The following is an 18,706-nucleotide window of genomic DNA, read 5'->3' as shown; positions in this document are numbered from 1 at the left end:
ATTTCACCGGGATGTCGCCCATAGAGATTCAGACAAGTGTCGACCGGCTTCTACGCTGTCCGGTCACGCGGAACTCCACGTGAACGCAGTTCGTCCGTGACCGCGACCGCCGAGATTCGGACTTGCCCCCAGCGCGAGGTCCAATGGCACGAGAGATCCGCTGGGGGGGGGTGCACCCCTCAGCCTCAGACCCGGTCGCCGCGGACGGCGGCGAGTACGAGCGCGGGAGCCCGCCCGGCGATGCCGGTCGAGCCGATGACGGAGATCACTTCGACACTGGGCGGGTGCCGGCATGCCGGCACCCGCCGCCCCTCCCGGTGCCGGCACTCTCGGCTTCTGCACGGCTGGCGCGTGCGGCTGCTGTCGGTCAGAACGAACCCGACTGCGCGCCCGCCGTCGAGCTGATCCTCAGCCCCGGCTGCCGACCGCTGCCAGGGCGTCCTTGACCTCCTGCGCCACGCGGGCCGCGTCCTCGGCGTTGTTCACCACATCCGTGTGGTTCATGTCGATGACGAGGACGTCGCTGGCCGAGTAGTGCTTGTGCACCCAGTCGTCGTAGCCGGACCACAGCGTCCGGTAGTACTCGACGAGGCTCTCGTCCTGTTCGAAACCGCGGCCCCGCAGACCGATACGGTGCAGCACCGTCTCGAAGTCCGCCTTGAGATAGACCATGAGATCGGGCGCCTTGCGGTACGGCAGGCCGTCGATCTCGCGCATCATCTCGTTGAGCAGCCCCTCGTACACGCGCATCTCGAGCGTGCTGATCCGGCCCAGGTCGTGATTGACCTTGGCGAAGTACCAGTCCTCGTAGATCGACCGGTCGAGGACGTTGTCGCCCTGCTTGTACGCCTCCTTGATCGAGGCGAACCGCGTCTGCAGGAAGTAGAGCTGGAGCAGGAAGGGGTAGCGCTTCGCCTGGATCTCTTCGGGGCTCGCCGTGTAGAAGAGCGGAAGGATCGGATTGTCTTCCACGCTCTCGTAGAAGACTTCGCTGCCCAGCTCCTTGGCGAGCAGTTCGGCCACACTCGTCTTGCCGATTCCGATCATGCCACCGACGCAGATCACTGGCATACCTCACTTCTCCCTGGGGGTCTACTGTTCGTGGGCGGCTGGGCCGGGCGCCCCACACCACTGAGACGCACGCCGATGCCGCGCGATTCCCCAGGATCTTAGTGATCAGCGTCATGGGGTCCCCGTCAGGACCGAGGACCTGACACGGGCCGCTCTCCTCGACCGCCACCGGCGTGACCGACCGTTCCACAGCCGCCACGCAAGGTGATGGGCCGCAGCCCTGCGGCCTACAGAAATATTAGGTGACGATTTGCCCTGGGTCGGCCAGAGCGCAGGCATCAAGCTCAGTCGGCTCTGGGCGACAAAGATGCCGTGGAGCCAACCAATCGGATCATCGTTGCCTTGGACTTCGACAACCTCCGCTGACGAAGTCGTCGACCGGCTTGGTGAGGAGTGTCGCTTCTACAAGGTCGGGATGGAGCTGCTCACGGCTGCCGGGCCGGACCTGATCGTCGTCACCGGCATGACGGGCTCCGATCTCGCTGACATCGGCGTCACCGGCTCAACCTCGACCGATCAGCAGGTGTTGCGGCTGGCCCGGCTGGCGGAACGCGCTGGTTGCCATGGCGTGATCGCATCGCCGCAGGAAGCCGGGCCGCTGCGTGGTGTGCTTGGCTCCGCACCCTGATCGTCACGCCGGGAGTTGCGCTTCCCGGTCAGTCCCCAGGTGAGCACGCCCGGCCCGGCACGCCGCGTGCTGCCGTTGCCGCCGGTGCGTCACATGTCGTCGTGGGCCGGACCGTCACCCCTGCTCATACCGGCACCCCACCTTGCCGGGCTCGGCGCGCGGTTTGCGGGGCGGGCGCACGCGAGAGAACCTTGACCTGGTAGAGCCGATCACCCGTGGCAGTGAGAACGCCCGAGGGTTCCCCTCCGGCTGCGCCAATCGATCGGGTCACCCTCCACCCTGACAGCGCTGCCGAGGACGGCCGCTGGTCCACCCACATTCGGTCCGCGGGAGCCCACGATGACACTGACACCCGACCCCCCAGGCTTCCACGGCATGGCGGTGGTGGGAAACGATTGCGTCTTTCTCTCCCACTTGCCGATGCCCCATTCCCCGCACGACTACCAGGTGATCATGCGGGGAACCTTCGGACCCGTCGACGGCGCCTATTTCGACGACAAGAAGGCGCATCCGGAATCCCGGATTTATACGTTCGAGCCCGAGAAGTTCATGCTGCCCGACCTGTTCCCCGGGGACAACGGCGAACCCCCGAAACGGATGTCCTTCACGGGGAATCTGCACCGCAACCACTTCGAGCGGCCGCCTGCTCACCCTGATCCGCCTCTGGAGATCGCATCCGGCGTCCGGGTCGAGATCAGGGACGTGGTGTGCCGCCACCGGTTCGTCCCGGACACGGAACGGCCCGAGGTGCTGCCGTACATCCTGTTCGGCCACGGACCGGAGCTCTTCGTGGCGCACCGCATCACCGGCCCCTTCCGTCCGGCCGATCGGCAGGAGTTCGACCATCTGCTGGCGGTGGGGATCCAGGGCCGGCAACCCTCCGACGACGAGCTCCGCCAGGGCATCGCCATCACCGTACCCGGCCGCCCCAACGAGCCCGGCGGGCGGCTGAAGGAGGGCGAGGACGTGGCCGCCGTGGCGGCCTTGGACGGCCGTTCCGTTCCCGTCACGATCGACGTCAGAGCCGACCTGTACTTCGAAACCGCCGACCTCACCCCGCGCCACAGCCACTGAGACGCGAACGCGGAGGACGAGCCGGCTCATCAGGGCCGCGCGCGGCCCTGACCTCTGCCAATTCCCCCACCTGCCCATGGTCCGCGACAGGGCTGTGCGATAGATTCGGCCAGCCCACGGCACACTATTTGCCATCCACGCGGAGACAGGTTTCTCAATGAGCGACATCATCAACGGACTTGGTCGCACCAGCGCGTTCGGCGCTCTCGGCCTGGTGCTGCTGATTCTCGGCATCGTCCTGGTGGACGTGCTGACGCCCGGGAAGCTGCCGAAGCAGATCTGGGAAGAGCGCAACCGCAATGCCGCCCTCCTGCTGAGCTCCGCGCTCCTCGGCATAGGCGGCATCGTGTTCACCTCGATCTGGACCACCTACGAGGACTTCGGCAAGGGCCTGCTGTCCACCGCGGCCTTCGGCGTGCTCGGCCTGGTCCTGATGGCGGTGGCGTTCCTGGTGCTCGACCTGGTGACCCCGGGCAAGCTCGGAGCCATCGTCGTCGACCCGGAGCCGCACCCCGCGGTGTGGGTCACCGCCTCCTGCAACCTGGCCGTGGCCGCGATCGTGGCGGCCTCGATAGCCTGACACCGGCTTGAACGAGAGCGCCGCTGCCCACCAGGAGCGGCGCTCTCTGCGTACGCCGGGGTGCCGCAGGGCATCCCGGCGTCGTGACGTCGAGGGCGAGGAAAGCGGACGGACTAGTTGCAGGAGTGTGAGAAGGAAGCCCGTCCATGGCCTCGCCGGGGCTCACGCTAGCAGTCAGGCCGGGATCAGGGCACGCAGGTTTTCCGGGGTGACGATCAGGGAATCCGGGTGCAGTCCCTCCGGCCGTTCCAGGCCGATGTACGTGACGGGCCCCTCGGGGATGGGCGTGCCGTCGGCGCCCCACACCGTGATGGCGGTGGCCCGGTCGGCCATCAGGGCGGTGAGGTACCGGACCGTGAGGTAGTCGCGCTCGACGATGCCGCGTACCAGCGTGGCGACGGTTACCCGATTGCCCTCGACGCGATTGGCGTTCGGGCTGCCCTGGAGGTAGAGGTGGAGCCACTTGGCCCGCCAGCGCCCGTCGCTCCCGCGCAGGAAGGCCAGCGGCTGCGCGACCCTGCCCGGCCCGCGCAGGTCGGACTTCATGCGTACGGTGCGCGGTTCGAACGGGCGGCCCTGCTGCTCCGCATCACGCAGCATGAAACCGAAGAAGGACTCCTCGACCTGTTCGAAGCCCTCGCCGGAGTAGATGTTGACCTGCGGGACGATGAACGTACCGGGTACGGAGTCCAGGCGCAGGTTGATGAACTCCGAGGCGCCGTCGGGCGCTTCCGTGATGTCGCCGGAGTGCTCGCCGCCGATCGTTTTGAGGGAGGTGTACGACAGCCAGGAAACGGTCTCGTACGAGGCGTCCAGGACCAGCGCCGCCAGGTCGTAGTCGGTGTCGGTGTCCGTCTGCTTCCAGTGGACGAAGAACCGCAGCAACTCACCCTCGACGGGGGAGAGGGAGCCGCGCGGCAGCACACCGAGACCGGCGGCCGTCGCCTTGCCGCTGAGCGGGAGCGCGACATCGAGCACGCCGGGATCGATCAACAGGTGACCCGGCTCGGGCAGACGGCGGCGCAACTCGGCGTCCAGGGCACGGATCAGACGCTCGCGTTCGGCCGGCCGCAGGGGCGTACGGGTGTCGTCGGTGACCCATGCACGACCGCGGCCGTTGACGAAGACGCGCCGTGCGGCGGGCTCATCCACACGCGCCGGGGCCGTGGTCGGGGCTGGGGCTGGGGCCGGGGCCGGGGCGAAGGGCGGTACCTGCTCGTACTCGTGCTCCGGCCGGTGCGTACGGTTCTGGAAGTGCTCGCGCACCGACAGCAGGACCCGGCCCGAGACCTGCGGAGCGGCCTGCGCGGCGGCAGTCGCGACGGCCTCGCGCTCTCCCCCGTCGGGGCAGGCGCGCATCAGGCGGTCCAGGGAGCGGAAGAGTTTCCCGGGGGCGGCGGCCGCCAGCAGCCGTGCGGCGGCAGTGACGTCGTTCCTGCCGAGCAGTTCCTCCACGTGGCTGTCGAGGGAGCGGGCCTCCTTCTCGCCCCGGGCCACGGCGAACACGTCGGCGGCGTGCGGCCAGCGCGGGTATTCGTGCGGGTGCAGGCGTTCGCCGAGCCGCTTGAACGCCTCGCGGTGTGCGGTGACGTCGGCGAGCTTGGCGGGGGCCGCCGCGACGACGGAGTCGAGGCCGGCGAGCAGGGCGCGGCGTACCGGCCGGGACAGCGACCGGAACCGGGTCGGTCCGGCCAGGCTCACGTCGCCGTCCGACAGGGCACAGGCCAGACGGAGGACGTCGGTGACGGTGTCGAGGAGGAGGGGCGCGCCGGTCCGGAGACGGGCGCGGTTGACGACGGAACGGTTCTCGCGCACCGGGATCGCCTCGGGCTGCTGGCCGTCCGCACAGTGCGCGGCGAGGGCGGCGAGATCGCGCAGACCCTCCTCCCCGAGCGGGGTGACGCTGCCCGCCAGGGCCAGGTACAGGGAGCTGACCTCGTCATCCGGGGTGCCACCGAGCTGCAGGACGGTGGTGCGGTCGCCCGCGGCGGCGATCAGTTCGTCGTGGGCGGCGAGCATCTCGGCGTACGTGTGCTGGTACTTCCCGTACGAGGGGAGGGTGAGCAGGTCGACCGTGCCGGTGCCGAGCCGGGCGAGCGGGGCACCGTCGGCGAGCGCATGGGCGATGCTCTGCATCCAGAAGTCGAACGTGTCCGGCACGTTGGCCGGGAAGTCGACGAAGTAGGCGTTGTGCCGGACGTGGTCGCCGCTCATCTCGCGGACGGTGTCGAGCGTGCGTGCGGCGATGCCGACCACCGTGCGCCCGGACAGTCCGGAGAGGCGCTCCAGCAACGGGCCCGAGAGCTTGAAGCCCACGGACATCAGCGCGGTGTCGAACTGCCGTGCCGCTACGGCGCCCTGCTCACCCTGTCCTGCTCCGTCGGCGCGGGCCGGAGACGGTGCGGGGAGGCGGTGGGTGTGCCGGATGACCAGGGGTTCGAGAGGGTGGCCCATGCGGGCATGATCGCAGAACCGTTCGAGGCGATGCATACGGGTTTCCGAGCACCGCGTTGACGGCAGGACTGCCGGGGCCCGCGGCCCAGGGTCGCGGGCAGGCCCTGCCGAAGCGTCAGAAGCGAAAGACTCCGAGATCGTGCACCGTCTCGGCCAGAGCCCGGATGAGGTCGTTCTCGGCTTCGGTCCGCCAGACCAGGGCGTAGGTCATGGCCGTCAGGTCCGGGACGGGAAGCCATCGGATGTTCGACATGCCCCAGTGCCTGGTGACATGGCCGGGGAAAGTGTGGATGATCTCGCCCATGCCCACCATGTTGATCAGTTCATCGGCGTTGTCCACGGACGCGATGCGGTCGATCGGCCGCCCCCGTGGGGTGTGGAAGGGCAGGTAACTGTCCTCCCAGTAGTCCGGCAGGCCGAGGGCAGTGGCGTGCGGGAAGTCGGCGAGCAGCTCCAGCGGCACGGAGTCCCGTTCCGCGAGCCGGTGGTCGTCGGCCACGGCGAGGATCCGGGAGTCGGTGCACAGGGGCGGCCCGACGGTGAAGTCCGGCTCCTCCACCGGCATCCAGGCGACGACCACGTCCATGGCACCACTACGGAGCTGGCCGAACACATCGGTGAAGGTCGCCTGGCGGACCTGGAGTCCCCATTGCGGGTACCGCGCGCGGAACGCCTTCCAGTAAGGGTGCAGATCGACCACGTTGAAGGGCAGAAGGCTGACGCGGAGCTGTGCGGTGATGCCGCGCGCTGCCAGCCGGGCGCGCTCCAGGGATTCGTGCAGGCCGGCGTAGACCGGTTGCAGGTCGTCGCGGAACTGCCGGCCGACCTCGGTCAGGTACACCGTGCGGCTGGTGCGGGTGAACAGTTCGGCGCCGATGCGCCGCTCCTGCTTCTTGATGGCCTGGCTGACGCGCGCCTGCGAGATGCGCAGCCGCTGTGCGGTCCGGCCGAAATGCAGCTCCTCGGCCAGTACCAGGAAGATCTCGATGTCCCGCAGCTCCACTGGTTCCCCAGTCCCGTAGTCCTCCGTCGATAACCCAGCGGTTATCGAACCGCGCGGAAGTTCGCCTTGATCATATGCGCGAGTCCCAAGATCGTTGAAGGCATGCACGCACGCACGACACCCGACGCCGTGGTCCGTGGGCCAGCCGACAGTTCCCGGAACTGCCCGTGAGCGGCGCCATCGACCTGACCTTGATGTACGCGATGCATGACGCCCTGCGCCGGGATCTTGCCCATCTGGACCGGATCACCACCGCCGTGGACCGCGACCCCCGGCATGTCCTGGCCACCGGCGCCGGATGGAAGCTGTTCAAGAAGGCTCTCCGCGCCCACCACGCGGCCGAGGACGACGCCCTGTGGCCGACGCTGCGGCACGGACTGGCCGGCCGCCCGAAGGACTTGGCCCTCCTGGAGGTGATGGAGGCCGAACACACGGCCATCGAGCGGTTGATCCAGGCCATCGACGACGCGCTGACCGACCCCGGTGGCGACCCCGGTGCCGACTCGCTGCGGCTGGGCCAACTGACCGACGCGCTGACCCGCGGCCTGGCCGGGCACCTCGAACACGAGGAGACCGTGGCGCTGCCGCTCGTCCGGAAGGTGCTGACGGCCGAGCAGTGGGGCCGGTTCGACCGGGCCCAGGCCCGGCCCCTCGACCGGGAAGCACCGCTGCTGCTGCCCTGGCTGCTGGACGGCGCCGACGAGCTTGCGGCGGCGAGGCTCCTGGCCCGACTGCCCGCACCCGCGTACACCGCCTGCACCACCCGGTGGATCCCGGCGTACGACGTTCTCGAACGCTGGACTCCGGCAACCGCGGCCTGACGCAGCCTCACCAACCGCTGCCGTAGAGGTGCATCGGCCGAGAGAGCACGCCCTCGCGGTATCCCGACGCGCGCCCCGGTCGGAGTCGCCGGCCTGCGGGTGTTCACCTCCGCGGGACAGGAGCACCTGGCCGAACTGGAACTCCACGTCGATCCCGCACACCGGCGCCTGGGAACCGGCTCCCTCCTCCTGTCGGCCGTCGTGGCGGCCTGCCCCACCGAGAACCGGCGCAGCCTGATCGCCGCGGCCGCGGGCCGACAGCCCGGGCGAAGCCGTCAGCGAACGGCGGGGCTTCCGCCGCACACTGACCTTGGATCACCTCATCCTGCGCCTCGGCGGGACGGACCAGGCCGAGCTGCTCCGGATCGTCGATGCGGAGGACCCCGGCCACCGGCTGACCGGCTGGACCGGAACGGTTCCCGACGGCCTCGCCGACGCCTTCGCCGCGGCCAAGAACGCGATGAACGACATGTTCCTACCGGCGCACCCGCGAGTTCCGGCTCGACGTCTCCGCGACCTGACCTCACCCAAGTCCCTTGAAGAAGCCGGCAAGCCTTCCGCAAGCTGATCTACTGCATCCGCCGTAACCCTCGACCACCGCCCGACGCGAACCCGCCCCAAGGGGCCCCGAGGCAGGATCCGGAAGACCGGATCCTGCCGCACCATCGCCGGCCCAGGCCGGCATCCGAAGAAATGAGGAACACGACATGCGTGTGCTGTTGATGGCGTACGGATCGCGGGGCGACATAGCGCCGCTGGCAGGACTGGCGGCGCAGTTGCGGGAACGCGGCGCGGAGGTACGCGTGTGCGCGCCGCCGGACGAGGAGTTCGCGGAACTGCTCGCCGGTGTCGGCGCGGAGCTGGTGCCCTTCGGGCGGGACGTGCGCGCGCTGAGGACGGGAGCGCCGCCGTCGGACGCGGCCGCGTTCGCGGCCGAGCTGGTCGCCGCGCACTTCGACACGGTCGCCGAGGCGGCCGAGGGCTGTGACGTGCTGGTGGCGAGCGGTCTGATGCCGGCCGGCGCCCGCTCGGTGGCCGAGAAGCTGGGCATCCGATACGTGTACGCGGGCTTCCACCCGTTCGAGATGCCCTCGGCGCACTACCTGCCGTCGCCGCGGCCCGGCCCGCCGGCCCCGCCCGGCATGACCGACAACCAGGCCCTGTGGGACCTGGACGCCCGGAAGGTCGACGCCCTTTACCTCCGGCCCCTCAACGCCCACCGCGCGGCGATCGGCCTCGCGCCGGTGGACAACGTCCGCGACCACGTCTTCACCGAACGGCCGTGGCTGGCGGTGGACCCGGTCCTGGGCCCGTGGCAGCACCTGACGAACCTCGACCTCGTGCAGACCGGCGCGTGGATCCTGCCCGACGAACGCCCCCTGCCCGCCGATCTGGAGGCGTTCCTGGACGCAGGCACCCCACCGGTGTACGTCGGCTTCGGCAGCATGCCCATGGGCACAGCCGCCGACGTCGCCCGGACCACCGTCGAGGCGGCCCGCGCGCACGGCCGACGCGTGCTCGTCTCCCGCGGCTGGGCAGACCTTGGCCTGGTGGACGACTCGGACGACTGCTTCGCCGTCGGCGACGTCAACCACCAGGCCCTGTTCGGCCGGGTCGCGGCCGTCGTACACCACGGCGGAGCCGGCACCACGACCACCGCCGCCCGAGCCGGTGCACCCCAGGTGGTGGTACCTCAGTTCGTCGATCAGCCGCACTGGGCCGCCCGCGTCGCCGAGCTGGGCATCGGCGCGGCACACGACGGGCCGACCCCGACCTTCGACTCCCTGTCAGCCGCCCTCGGGACGGCCCTGGCCCCCGAGACGGAAGCACGGGCGAAGGCCGTCGCCGGCACGATCCGCACCGACGGGACGGCGGTGGCCGCGAAGCTGCTCCTCGACACGGAGCACGCTGCTCCGTTGAGCCGCGAACAGATCTCCATGATCGCCCATGCCGACCACCCGATAAAGTCCCCGCTCGACGACGACTCGGTCAGCCGGCTGCTCGAACGCGGCCTCCCGCGGGGCGACGAGCGCGTGCTCGACCTCGGATGCGGCACGGCGGAATGGCTTCTGCGCGCCCTGGCGACGCGCCCGCACCTGCACGCCGAGGGCGTCGACGTCTCCGAAGTCGCCCTGGCGCAGGCCCGCCGGGCAGCGAGCAGACTCGGGGTGGACGAGCGCCTGGTCCTCCACCGGCAGGAAGCCGCGGACTTCGTCTCTGCACAGTCGTTCGACCTGGTGATCAGCGTCGGCGCCACGCATGCCTTCGGCGGTCTCCTCCCCACTCTCGCGGCGGCCCGCAAGCAGCTGGCTCCCGGCGGCCGCGTTCTGATCGGCGAGTCGTTCTGGGACCGCGCCCCTTCCCCGGCGGCCCTCGAGATGTTCGGTGAACTCGCCGACCTGGCGACCACGGTGGACCGCGTCGTCGCCGAGGGATGGACCCCTGTCCACGGCCACGTCAGCACCCGCAGTGAGCTGGACGCCTACGAATGGGCCTGCTGGGGCTCGCTGGCCTCATGGGCCCTGGACCACCCCGCCGATCCGGCCTGCGCACAGGTGCTGGAGACGGCCACCGCCCAGCGTTCGCAGTGGCTGCACGGCTACCGGGACAGCTTCGGCTTCCTCTGCCTGGTCCTGCGTCAGACATCGGACGCCGCCGACACCGCGGCGGCCGGAAAGTGAGTACACAGATGCAGCCGACGTACGTACTGGTTCACGGAGCCTTCGTGAACTCCTTCTCCTTCGCGCCCCTTCAGGCCGAACTCGGCCTCCTCGGCCACCGTTCGGTCGCCGTCGACCTGCCCGGCCACGGCTTCCGGGCGACCTTCACCCGCGCCTATCAGACACCGCAGGACCCGGAAGGACTCGCGACCGCGCCCGGCTCCATCAAGGGCGTCACGCTCGCCGACAACGCCGCGCACCTGATCGGGATCCTGGAACGGGCCAAGCGGAACGGCCCCGTGATCCTCGTCTCCCACAGCCGCGGCGGCATCACGGCCACGGCCGCGGCCAACGCGCGCCCCGACCTCGTCGACCGCATCGTCTACGTCTCGGCCTGGTGCCCGGTCCGTCTCGACGTCGGTGACTACTACGCCGAGCCGGAAATGGCCGGGGTCGACCCCGCTGCCTTCGCATCGGCGCTGGCCGGGAACCCCGCCGACCTCGGGCTGCTCCGCGTCAACTTCCGCACCGCGAACCCGGACGCGCTCGCGGCGTTCAAGGCGGCCTTCTTCGCCGACGGCACCGACGAGCAGTTCCTCGCTTTCCTGAACACCTTCCAGCCCGACGAGAACCTGGACGCCGGCGGCTCCGCCGACCGGGCGCAGGCCGCCACCTGGGGCCGCATCCCCAAGACCTACATCCGCCTGGCCGGCGACGCGAGCCTGCCCCTCGCCCTACAGGACCGGCTGATCCGCGAGGGCAACGAGCTGACGCCGGACAACCCGTACGACGTCCGCACGCTGGAGGGCAGCCACCTGAAGTGGCTGGCCGACCCGGCGCCGGCGGCCCGCGCCCTGGGCGAACTCGCCACGCTCCCGGCCCCGTCCGCTCGGCAGTGATCGGCGTGGCGTGAGCGGTTAGGTGGTGATGGACGGGGCAGTGCCGTCGGGCTCGTTGAGATAGTCCGTCAGAGTGACTATCTTGGTGGGGTGAGTGAGCGTGTGATGCAAACGGCGTCCTTGATGGTGCTGACGGCTCTGGCGGATGCACCCCGGCACGGGTATGCCATCGCTCAGGAGGTCAAAGCGATGACCGGCGGCCGTGTCGCCCTGCGTACCGGCGCCCTGTACGGAGCCCTGGACCGCCTGCTGGCCGAGGGTCTGATCGAGGTCGAGCGCGAAGAGGTCGTCGACGGCCGGGCCCGGCGGACCTTCACCCTGTCGGCGGCCGGGCGGGAACGGTTGGCGATGGAGGCCGAACACATGGCCGAGGCGGCGCGGGAGGCCACCCGCCGCCTGGCCGCCCCGCGGCCCGCGGTGGCCGACCGGTGATCGAGCGAGTCCTGCTGCTCTACCCGGCTGGGTATCGGCGCCGGCATGGCGGCGAGATCGCAGCGACCTATCGCGAGATGACTGTAGGAGAGCCGCTCGGGGTGCGGTTGCGAGAAGGCGTGGATCTGGCGGCGCACGCGATGCGGATGCGCGTGGGGCTGGACTCGGCCGCCCCGGCCGCCATGGTTGCCGCCTCGGCGTATCCCTTCGTGCTGGCGACCTCGGCAGCGGTGTGTGGTCTGTACCTGGCGCGCTGGTATGCCGCCGGAGTGGCCTCGCCCGCTCCCTGGGCGCCGCAGATCCTGGCCGAACTGTCGAGCGTCTGGGGTGTGCTGCTGGTCTCGTCCGTGCTGGTGCTCGTCGGCGCGGCGTCCGCGCTCGCCGGCCGATGGCGCGCGGGGGTGCCCTGCACGGTGGCCGGGCTGCTTTCGTTTGCGGTGGCCGCCTTGGTGAGCGGGCCGGCGTTCGGTGACCCGGTCGCCACTCCGGCCGCCATGGCGCTGGCGGCGGCCGTGGTGCTCGCGTGCCCGCCGGACCGCCGGGTGGAGAGTGTCGCCAAGGGGCGGGCGGCCCTGGCGGGCGCCTTGATCGCACTGGTGGTCGTGCCCCGGGCGGCGATCGATGCGGATGCCGTGCCCTGGGTCAGCACCGACTACGGGGGCTGGCCCCTGATCGTGCTTGCCGCGGCCGGCTTCACGCTGACCTGGCGGGGTCGTTCACGAGGTCGCTGTGAACTGACCGCACTGATCCTCGCGTCCCCGCCCCTGCTCGCTCACCTCTACGCCGCGGCCTGGCGCGAGGCCCCGGCCGTCGTATGCCTGGTCCTGCTCGCCTGCGCGGGTATGGCCCTCGCGGCCGGTCGGATGAAGCCGGGCGGACGCCGCTCTCCCTGACAGGTCGCGACGCCGCACCTGGGATGCGGAAGGGGACGCCGCACAGGGTGCATGGTCCGTCTGACGTAGTATTCCGTCTGGCGGACTATTGTGGGTTTTGTGCGAGAGGATACTCATGCCCTTCACCTTGTCTCATCCGGCGATCGTTCTGCCGTTGATGCGGCGCCCCTTCGGTCAGGCCGCACTTGTCGCCGGGTCCGTCGCACCGGACATGCCCTACTTCGTGTCCACCGCGGGGATCCCCGTCACGGCGCAGTCCTGGTACGAGCCCTTCGTCAACGCCACGACCTCGCACACCGCCGTCGGTGCCCTGACGGTCACCCTGCCCTACGCATTGCTGCTGTGGGCGCTGATCCATGCCGGCCGCCGTCCGCTGGCGGCCGTGCTGGTCCTGCCCCTCGTACCCACGCGGCCCCGGACGGCCGGCGCCCTGATTCGGCGGGCCGGGTGGATCGTGTTGTCCGCCCTGACCGGAGTGGCCACGCACCTGGTCTGGGACGGTTTCACCCACCACGACGGCTTCGTGGTCACCCACGTGCAGTGGCTGACCGCCTCGCTGGTGGGCGACCTCACCTGGGCGCGGGCGCTGCAGCACGCGAGCACGATCGGCGGTCTGGCCGTCATCGCGGTGTACGTGTGGCGCAGGCGCGAGCGCCTGGGTACCGGGGACCGGGCCACCGGTCCGAGCAGCGCGATGCGTCGAGGCATGGTGGCTGTGGCGGCGCTGGCCTCGGTGCTCGGCGGCGTCGCGCACGCCTGGCGGTGGTTCGCCGGCCACGAGGCAGCGACCACGGGCCTGCCGCTTAGCGCCGTGATCGAAGGACTTCTGTCCGACGCGGCGAAGGGCGCGGGCGCCTGCCTGATCGGCACCGCCTTCCTCTACTCCACAGGATGGTGGATCTGGCACGCCGTCACATCCGCCGGCCCCCGCGCGGCTCTGGCCGCGCCTGCACCTGGCTCACTTCCCGGCAGGGACCGGCGTCGGGAACAGGGGGAAGAGGGGAATCTCGTCCGGTGGGGGCGGTGAGGGTGCGGTCGCGAGGCCGGGGCAGACGCGCTGGAAGGGCACGCCCGGGGCGATCTTCTCCCATTCGGCGATCGTGGGGTTCGCCGCGGCGAGACGGCAGGCCCGTTCGACGGGATCGCGGAGCGTCGCACCGAGCTGGGCGATGTTCCAGCGGGTGACGTCGCCCGGGTAGTTGTACGTGGTCAGGGTGGTGCCGTCGGAGGAGACCTCGAGCCCGGTCGCCTTCTTGTCCAGGGTGAGTGACGTGACGGGGTGCGGAGCGGTGGGATCCCACACGTCCCAGACGAGCAGCTGGGTGCCCGAACCGGCGCCCGTCAGCAGCCTGCCGTCCTCGCTGAACGCGTAGGGACCCGTGTCGCTGCCGTTGGGCAGCCGGCTCAGGAACCGGGGCCGGCCGGGTTCGGAGACGTCGAAGAGGAGACCTCCATCTTCGCCGTAGTCCGTCGCCACGAGAGTCCTGCCGTCGGGGGAGAACGCGCTCGGCCTGGGGTACATCGGGTCGTCGTCCGGAGCGGGCAGGTCCGACAGCCGGTCGGGCTTGCGCGGGTCGGTGACGTCGTACAGCGTCCCGTCGACGGCCAGGACGTGGTTCTTCAGAGCGAGCAGGACGTCCGGGGTGGTCTTTCTCTTCATCTTGATGACGCTCAGCTGCTTGGGGCGACCGTTCCGGGAGAGGTCCCACAGGGTGACTGCGCCCTCCGTGCCGATCGCCATCAGGTCGCCCCGCATGGAGACGTTCAGACCGAGCGTGCTGTCGGACGCCCCGGCCCTGAGCCGGAACTCCCGCACCGGGTGAGCGGGATCCTTCACGTTCCACATCGTCATCGTGCCCTTGGGGCCTTCCGCTGCCAGTCGGCCGCCGTCTTCCGAGAACCACAGAGCCGCGTTCGAGAAGCGCCCCTGCGCATCCATCCGGGCCACGCCTGCCGTCCGGCCCGGGGTACGTCCCGTCAACGGGATCAGGCTCAGCTCGCGCTCCTCGGTGGCCAGGGCCAGCAGACGTCCGCCGGGGGCCAGCGCGTACGGGACCACCGTCTCGAGCCATCGGTAGTAGTCCGGAGCGGCCAGCTTGACGGGCCGCCCGGCGACGGTGGGGGCCAATCGGTCCGTCAGCGACCAGAAGCGCACGGCCCCGTCGCCGTCACCACTGGCCAGTGTGCGGCCGTCGGGCGAGAAGGCCAGGGCCGAGACGGTGGTGGCATGACCGGTCAGGACGGCCGAACGGACGGGCCGGGCCCGGGAGACGTCCCACACCGTCGCCGTGTGGTCGGTGCTTCCGATCGCGAGGTGGCGGCCGTCCCTGCTGAGCGCCACCGCTTCCACCGGGCCGCCGTGGCCGCTGATCACGGCGCTGGGGCGGCCGGCGGCGGCCCGGGACACGTCCCACAGACGGACCTGGGCGTCACCGGACGCGACGGCGAGCGTGTCTCCGTCCCGGCTGAAGGCCATGGAACGCGCCGGACCACCGGTGCCGTCCAGTGTGCCGAGACGGCGCGGGCGGTCGGGATCCTCGACATCCCACAGCTCCACCGTGCCGTCCTGCCAGCCCAATGCGATCACAGCGCCGTCAGCCCCGCCCGGTCCGCCCGGTCGGTCCGGTCCGAACGCAGTGGCCTGGACATTGCTCTTCCGCTGCGGAATCGACGCACGGGCGCGGGCGGCGCCGCGTCCCGGCTCCACCGACCAAAGCCTGGTCTCCCCGACGGTGGACGTGACCAGCATCCGGCCGTCGATGCTGAAATCCGCCTGCTCCACCGGTCCTTGCAACCGCAGCGACATCCGGCCCTGGGGCCGTGGGCGGCTCCGGTCGGTGAGGGAGAACCTGCCCAGGGATTTGTCGGTGTCGGCACCGGTGAGGAGCAACGACGTGCCGTCGCCGATCCAGACCGCGGGATCCCCGAAGGCACTCTCCTCCTTCGCCACGACGTCGGCGAGCTTCCGCGGCCTGCCGGAACGGGACGCGTCCCACAGCCCGACGGCTCCATCGCCTTCGCCCACCGCCAGGGTCCGGCCGTCGTCGCTGTAGGACAGCGAGTCGACCGTGCCCGATGCCTCGAGGGAGCCTGCGTACTGCAGTCCGCTCAGCACGTCCATCAGCGTCGCCCGGCTCTGCCGTGACGGGTCCTCGCGATACGCGGCGACCGCGAGCAGCAGCGCCGATCTCGGGTCGGTGGCGATGCCCGCGCGGGCCGCCGCCTGGAGCTGGCGGTTCTGCGCCCGCTCACCGTTGGCGCGGGCGTTCGACCGCTGTTGGAACGCCACTCCCGTGGCGACCAGCGCCACGCACAGCATCGCGCCGATGGCACCGATCAGCTGTCTCAGCCGACGCGCCTGGCGCCGTTCCCGGTCGAGTACCTCCTGAAGCTGGCGCGTGCGGCGCTTCTCCTCCTCCAGCTGGAGCCGCTGACGCTCCCGTTCGGACCGGTCGAGCTCTTGGCTCGCGGTCACGAACTCGTGGTCGAGGGGGCGGACGAACCGTTCGTGCCGCTCCTCGCCCAGCCAGTCGACGGCCGCCACCAGTCGCGTACCGCGGTAGCAGTATTCGGTGGCCCGCCGGGCCCGTTGCCAGGCGTCCGCGGCATCGGCCAGTTGCTGGCGGGTCACCAGCCCTGCCCGGTCCTCCTCGATCCAGCGCTGCAGTCTGGGCCACGCCCGCAGCAGCGCTTCGTGGGAGATCTGGGCCGCCGCCCGGTCGACGGTGATCAGCCGGGCCCGGGCGAGTCGGTCGAGCACCCCGGCGACCGTGCGCCGCCGTTCTTCCGACCGGTCCGCCTGCAGTTCGTCCGGGCCGATCCTGCGGCGGACGGCCTCCTCACCGCTGCCGGCGAGCGTGACCATGCTGAGGAGAAGCTCGCGAACGGCCTCGCGGCCCGGCCCGTCGAACCCCCCGTAGATGTCCTCGGCCGTACGGGCCACGGATTCCCAGATCCCGCCGGTCGCGGCGTAGCCGGCCAGGGTGAGCGTCGCCCCGCTGCGGCGTACCCAGGTCTCACGGAGTGCGTGGGCGAGGAACGGCAACGCGGAGCCGTGATCGCGGCCGCCGCTCTCGCGGGTGTCGCGGAGCAGTACGTCGACGAGACCGCTCTCCAGCCGTAGCCCGGCGTCGTGAGCCGGGTGTTCGATCGCGGCGCGCAGCGCTTCGTCGTCCATGGGCCAGACGTTCCACTGCCTTTTGAGGGCAGGGCGGAGTTCGAGGTGCTCGAGACAACTGCCGTAGTGGTCGGCGCGGAGCCCCAGCACGACACGCGGACCGCTGTCGCCGCCCGTGGCCGTGCCCGTGGCCCGGCACACCGCACGGATGAACCGAGTGCGTTCGTCGGCGTCCCGGCAGTTGGTGAAGATTTCTTCGAACTGGTCCACGACCAGCACCCGGCAGGTCCCGTCATCGGGCAGCCGGCCCTCGTTCAGTTGCCGCTCGATCTCCGCCCGCGGTATGCCGGAGGCCCGGGCCCACAGTTCGGCCAGGGAGCGCAGCGGATGCGGTCCGGGGGACGGGAGCAGCAACGCGGGCCAGGGCGTGGAGGGGTCCGACTCGTAGCGGCGTTCGAGGCCGGCCAGCAGCCCCGCCCGCAGGATCGAGGACTTGCCGACGCCCGAGGCGCCGACGAGGACGACCGGCGCGCGCCCCGCACCGTCCGCCGCACTGCTGGGCCGTGTCACCTCGGCGATCAGGTCGTCGACGAGTTGTTCGCGGCCGAAGAACCGCTCGTGGTCCTCGGCCTGGAACGGTTCCATGCCGGGGTACGGGCAGGCAGTGCCGTCGGCCGGGTGCGGGGGCGCGGCCCGCGGCACGGAAGCGGCGGGGTAGGCACGGTTGGCGGCGACGACGAGGTCACCCGCCCGGTCCTCGCTCTGCCGGTGAGGGTGTACCGGTTCACCCTGGAAGTGGCGGTGGAGGTGGCCGTACACACCGTCCAGGGTCAGCCAGGCCGGTGCGGAGGGGTCGCCGTGGTGGAGCAGGCTGAGCAGTTTCCCGGTGAAGCGCGTGTGGCGCTCGTCCTCCGGGGCGAAGGAGACGTCGTAGAGCGACGCGGAGGTCAGCAGAAAGCTTCCGTCGGGCCGTGCGGTGACGAAGGGGCCGCGGCCGGATCCCCTTGAGACGGGGCCGGCGATGCCGGAGAAGCAACAGTCGAGCAGGACGACGACGCGGGCACCGCTGTTGCTGAGCGTGTCCCTGATGACCTGGTACGGGATCGAGCGCGCGATGCCGTTGGCGGAGCTGGCCGCGGTGGCGAGGTAGAGCTGGTCCTGCGGGCCCAGGAGACCGTGCCCGATGAAGGAGAAGAGCACCAGGCCGCGGGCCTCGGCCACGGCCCGCTCGACGGCCTCGATGACGGTGCCGCCGTCGGCGGGGTCCACGAGCAGTTCGACCTGCGAGGGAGCCATGCCGCAGACCTCGTGCAGGGCGTCGGCGAGGTCGCGAGCCGTGGCCCCCACGCTTCGAAGGGCGGAGAGTCCGGAGTCACCGGAATGGACGCTCGTACCGACGACGACGGCGCGTGCACCAGGACTCGCGAGGTCGCCGATGCGGCGCGGCTCGGTCACGGAAGGCGGCCGACGGCCTCGGGATCGGGGTCCGGCGATCCGGTACCCGGCCGGGGCTCCGTTCCCGAGACGTCGGCCGGCCCGGCGGCTTCGGTGCGCTGCGGTGCGTGTCGGACCTGCGGGGCCCGTTGACCCTGCTCGCTCGGCTCGGCCTGCTCGCTCGGCTCGGTCCGCTCGCTCAGCTGGTTCTGCGGCTCGAGGTGTCCCGCGATCTGCTGGGCGAGTTCACCCGTTTGCTGAGCGGTGAGGCCCTTGACGCGGTCCGAGGTCACGGTGACCTCGGTGCCGTCGGGGCGGGTGATGGTCACGGTCTGACTGCCGCTGCGGTTCTGCACCCAGGCGACCACCGCCGCCGCCAGCACGGTGGCCACGCCTCCTGGAGCCAGGAACACGGTGATGAGCTCCGTGGCCGCGCCCATGGTGCCGGGGGCCGGTGCCTCCCCGGAACCCCGCCTCACGCACCCGCGCAGCTCCCGCTGGCGGCCGAGCCAGCCCCTGAGGTCGTCGGTGCCGATCCGACCGCCGTCGTCCCGCGCCGTGATGGCGATCTGCATGGTTCTCCTGCCGTGGTCGTGCGAAAGCGAACTGCCCATCACCTTACCGATGTTGGTCCCGCCAC

Annotated in this window: 15 protein-coding genes and 2 pseudogenes; 12 read left to right on the top strand and 5 right to left on the bottom strand. The window is 70.8% G+C overall.

Going from position 1 to position 18,706, the window contains the following annotated elements; all coding sequences use genetic code 11:
* Positions 1-408: 408 nt before the first annotated feature.
* A complete protein-coding gene (locus ACZ7H1_RS07800) occupies positions 409-1,071 on the bottom strand; it encodes a deoxynucleoside kinase (protein ID WP_470784634.1) in 663 nt (220 codons plus the stop codon).
* A gap of 415 nt (positions 1,072-1,486) precedes the next feature.
* Here ACZ7H1_RS07800 and ACZ7H1_RS07795 point away from each other — a divergent pair, with 415 nt between their 5' ends.
* The 3 genes from ACZ7H1_RS07795 to ACZ7H1_RS07785 all read left to right on the top strand — a co-directional run bounded on the left by ACZ7H1_RS07795 (position 1,487) and on the right by ACZ7H1_RS07785 (position 3,353).
* On the top strand, positions 1,487-1,699 hold the full coding sequence (locus ACZ7H1_RS07795) for a hypothetical protein (RefSeq protein WP_470784633.1): 213 nt from the start codon (positions 1,487-1,489) through the stop codon (positions 1,697-1,699).
* A gap of 420 nt (positions 1,700-2,119) precedes the next feature.
* Entirely contained in the window at positions 2,120-2,773 is a 654-nt protein-coding gene (locus ACZ7H1_RS07790; RefSeq protein WP_470784631.1) for a hypothetical protein, read from the top strand.
* Between the two features lie 157 nt (positions 2,774-2,930).
* The gene (locus ACZ7H1_RS07785) at positions 2,931-3,353 is read left to right on the top strand and encodes a DUF350 domain-containing protein (protein WP_470784630.1); all 423 of its coding nucleotides are present in this window, start codon (positions 2,931-2,933) and stop codon (positions 3,351-3,353) included.
* Positions 3,354-3,527: 174 nt separating this feature from the next.
* Here the strand turns inward: ACZ7H1_RS07785 and ACZ7H1_RS07780 are convergent, their stop codons facing one another.
* Both ACZ7H1_RS07780 and ACZ7H1_RS07775 read right to left on the bottom strand, forming a co-directional pair.
* Positions 3,528-5,807, bottom strand: coding sequence for a TerD family protein (locus ACZ7H1_RS07780; protein WP_470784629.1), 2,280 nt, complete (start codon positions 5,805-5,807; stop codon positions 3,528-3,530).
* A gap of 115 nt (positions 5,808-5,922) precedes the next feature.
* Positions 5,923-6,810 carry a LysR family transcriptional regulator gene (locus tag ACZ7H1_RS07775; RefSeq protein WP_470784627.1) on the bottom strand — a complete coding sequence of 296 codons (888 nt, stop codon included), beginning with the start codon at positions 6,808-6,810 and terminating at the stop codon, positions 5,923-5,925.
* A 167-nt stretch (positions 6,811-6,977) separates the two neighbouring features.
* Here ACZ7H1_RS07775 and ACZ7H1_RS07770 point away from each other — a divergent pair, with 167 nt between their 5' ends.
* The 9 genes and pseudogenes from ACZ7H1_RS07770 (at position 6,978) to ACZ7H1_RS07730 (ending at position 13,542) form a co-directional block, all read left to right on the top strand.
* On the top strand, positions 6,978-7,631 hold the full coding sequence (locus ACZ7H1_RS07770; RefSeq protein WP_470784626.1) for a hemerythrin domain-containing protein: 654 nt from the start codon (positions 6,978-6,980) through the stop codon (positions 7,629-7,631).
* Between the two features lie 60 nt (positions 7,632-7,691).
* Positions 7,692-7,853: pseudogene (locus ACZ7H1_RS07765) on the top strand (GNAT family N-acetyltransferase); the annotation flags it as partial.
* Positions 7,854-7,941: 88 nt separating this feature from the next.
* The gene (locus ACZ7H1_RS07760) at positions 7,942-8,199 is read left to right on the top strand and encodes a hypothetical protein (RefSeq protein ID WP_470784624.1); all 258 of its coding nucleotides are present in this window, start codon (positions 7,942-7,944) and stop codon (positions 8,197-8,199) included.
* Between the two features lie 139 nt (positions 8,200-8,338).
* A pseudogene (locus tag ACZ7H1_RS07755) lies at positions 8,339-9,529 on the top strand (glycosyltransferase); the annotation flags it as partial.
* Between the two features lie 18 nt (positions 9,530-9,547).
* Entirely contained in the window at positions 9,548-10,312 is a 765-nt protein-coding gene (locus ACZ7H1_RS07750; protein WP_470784786.1) for an SAM-dependent methyltransferase, read from the top strand.
* Between the two features lie 8 nt (positions 10,313-10,320).
* Positions 10,321-11,190, top strand: a complete 870-nt coding sequence (locus ACZ7H1_RS07745) for an alpha/beta fold hydrolase (RefSeq protein ID WP_470784785.1) — start codon at positions 10,321-10,323, stop codon at positions 11,188-11,190.
* A 105-nt stretch (positions 11,191-11,295) separates the two neighbouring features.
* A complete protein-coding gene (locus ACZ7H1_RS07740; protein ID WP_470784783.1) occupies positions 11,296-11,622 on the top strand; it encodes a PadR family transcriptional regulator in 327 nt (108 codons plus the stop codon).
* A 77-nt stretch (positions 11,623-11,699) separates the two neighbouring features.
* Positions 11,700-12,515, top strand: a complete 816-nt coding sequence (locus ACZ7H1_RS07735) for a hypothetical protein (RefSeq protein WP_470784622.1) — start codon at positions 11,700-11,702, stop codon at positions 12,513-12,515.
* A 115-nt stretch (positions 12,516-12,630) separates the two neighbouring features.
* Positions 12,631-13,542 (top strand): DUF4184 family protein, encoded by a 912-nt coding sequence (locus ACZ7H1_RS07730; RefSeq protein ID WP_470784620.1) that lies wholly within the window; start codon positions 12,631-12,633, stop codon positions 13,540-13,542.
* Here the strand turns inward: ACZ7H1_RS07730 and ACZ7H1_RS07725 are convergent.
* Complete coding sequence (locus ACZ7H1_RS07725; protein WP_470784619.1) at positions 13,474-18,087, bottom strand: caspase, EACC1-associated type; 4,614 nt, start codon at positions 18,085-18,087, stop codon at positions 13,474-13,476. The two genes, ACZ7H1_RS07730 and ACZ7H1_RS07725, sit on opposite strands and share 69 nt — an antisense overlap.
* Positions 18,084-18,641, bottom strand: coding sequence for an effector-associated constant component EACC1 (locus ACZ7H1_RS07720; RefSeq protein ID WP_470784618.1), 558 nt, complete (start codon positions 18,639-18,641; stop codon positions 18,084-18,086). Before ACZ7H1_RS07720 ends, ACZ7H1_RS07725 begins: the two co-directional genes overlap by 4 nt.
* Positions 18,642-18,706 lie beyond the last annotated feature (65 nt).

This window comes from Streptomyces sp. NPDC037401 (assembly GCF_055602345.1).
This window is presented reverse-complemented; position numbering and strand designations above follow the sequence as displayed.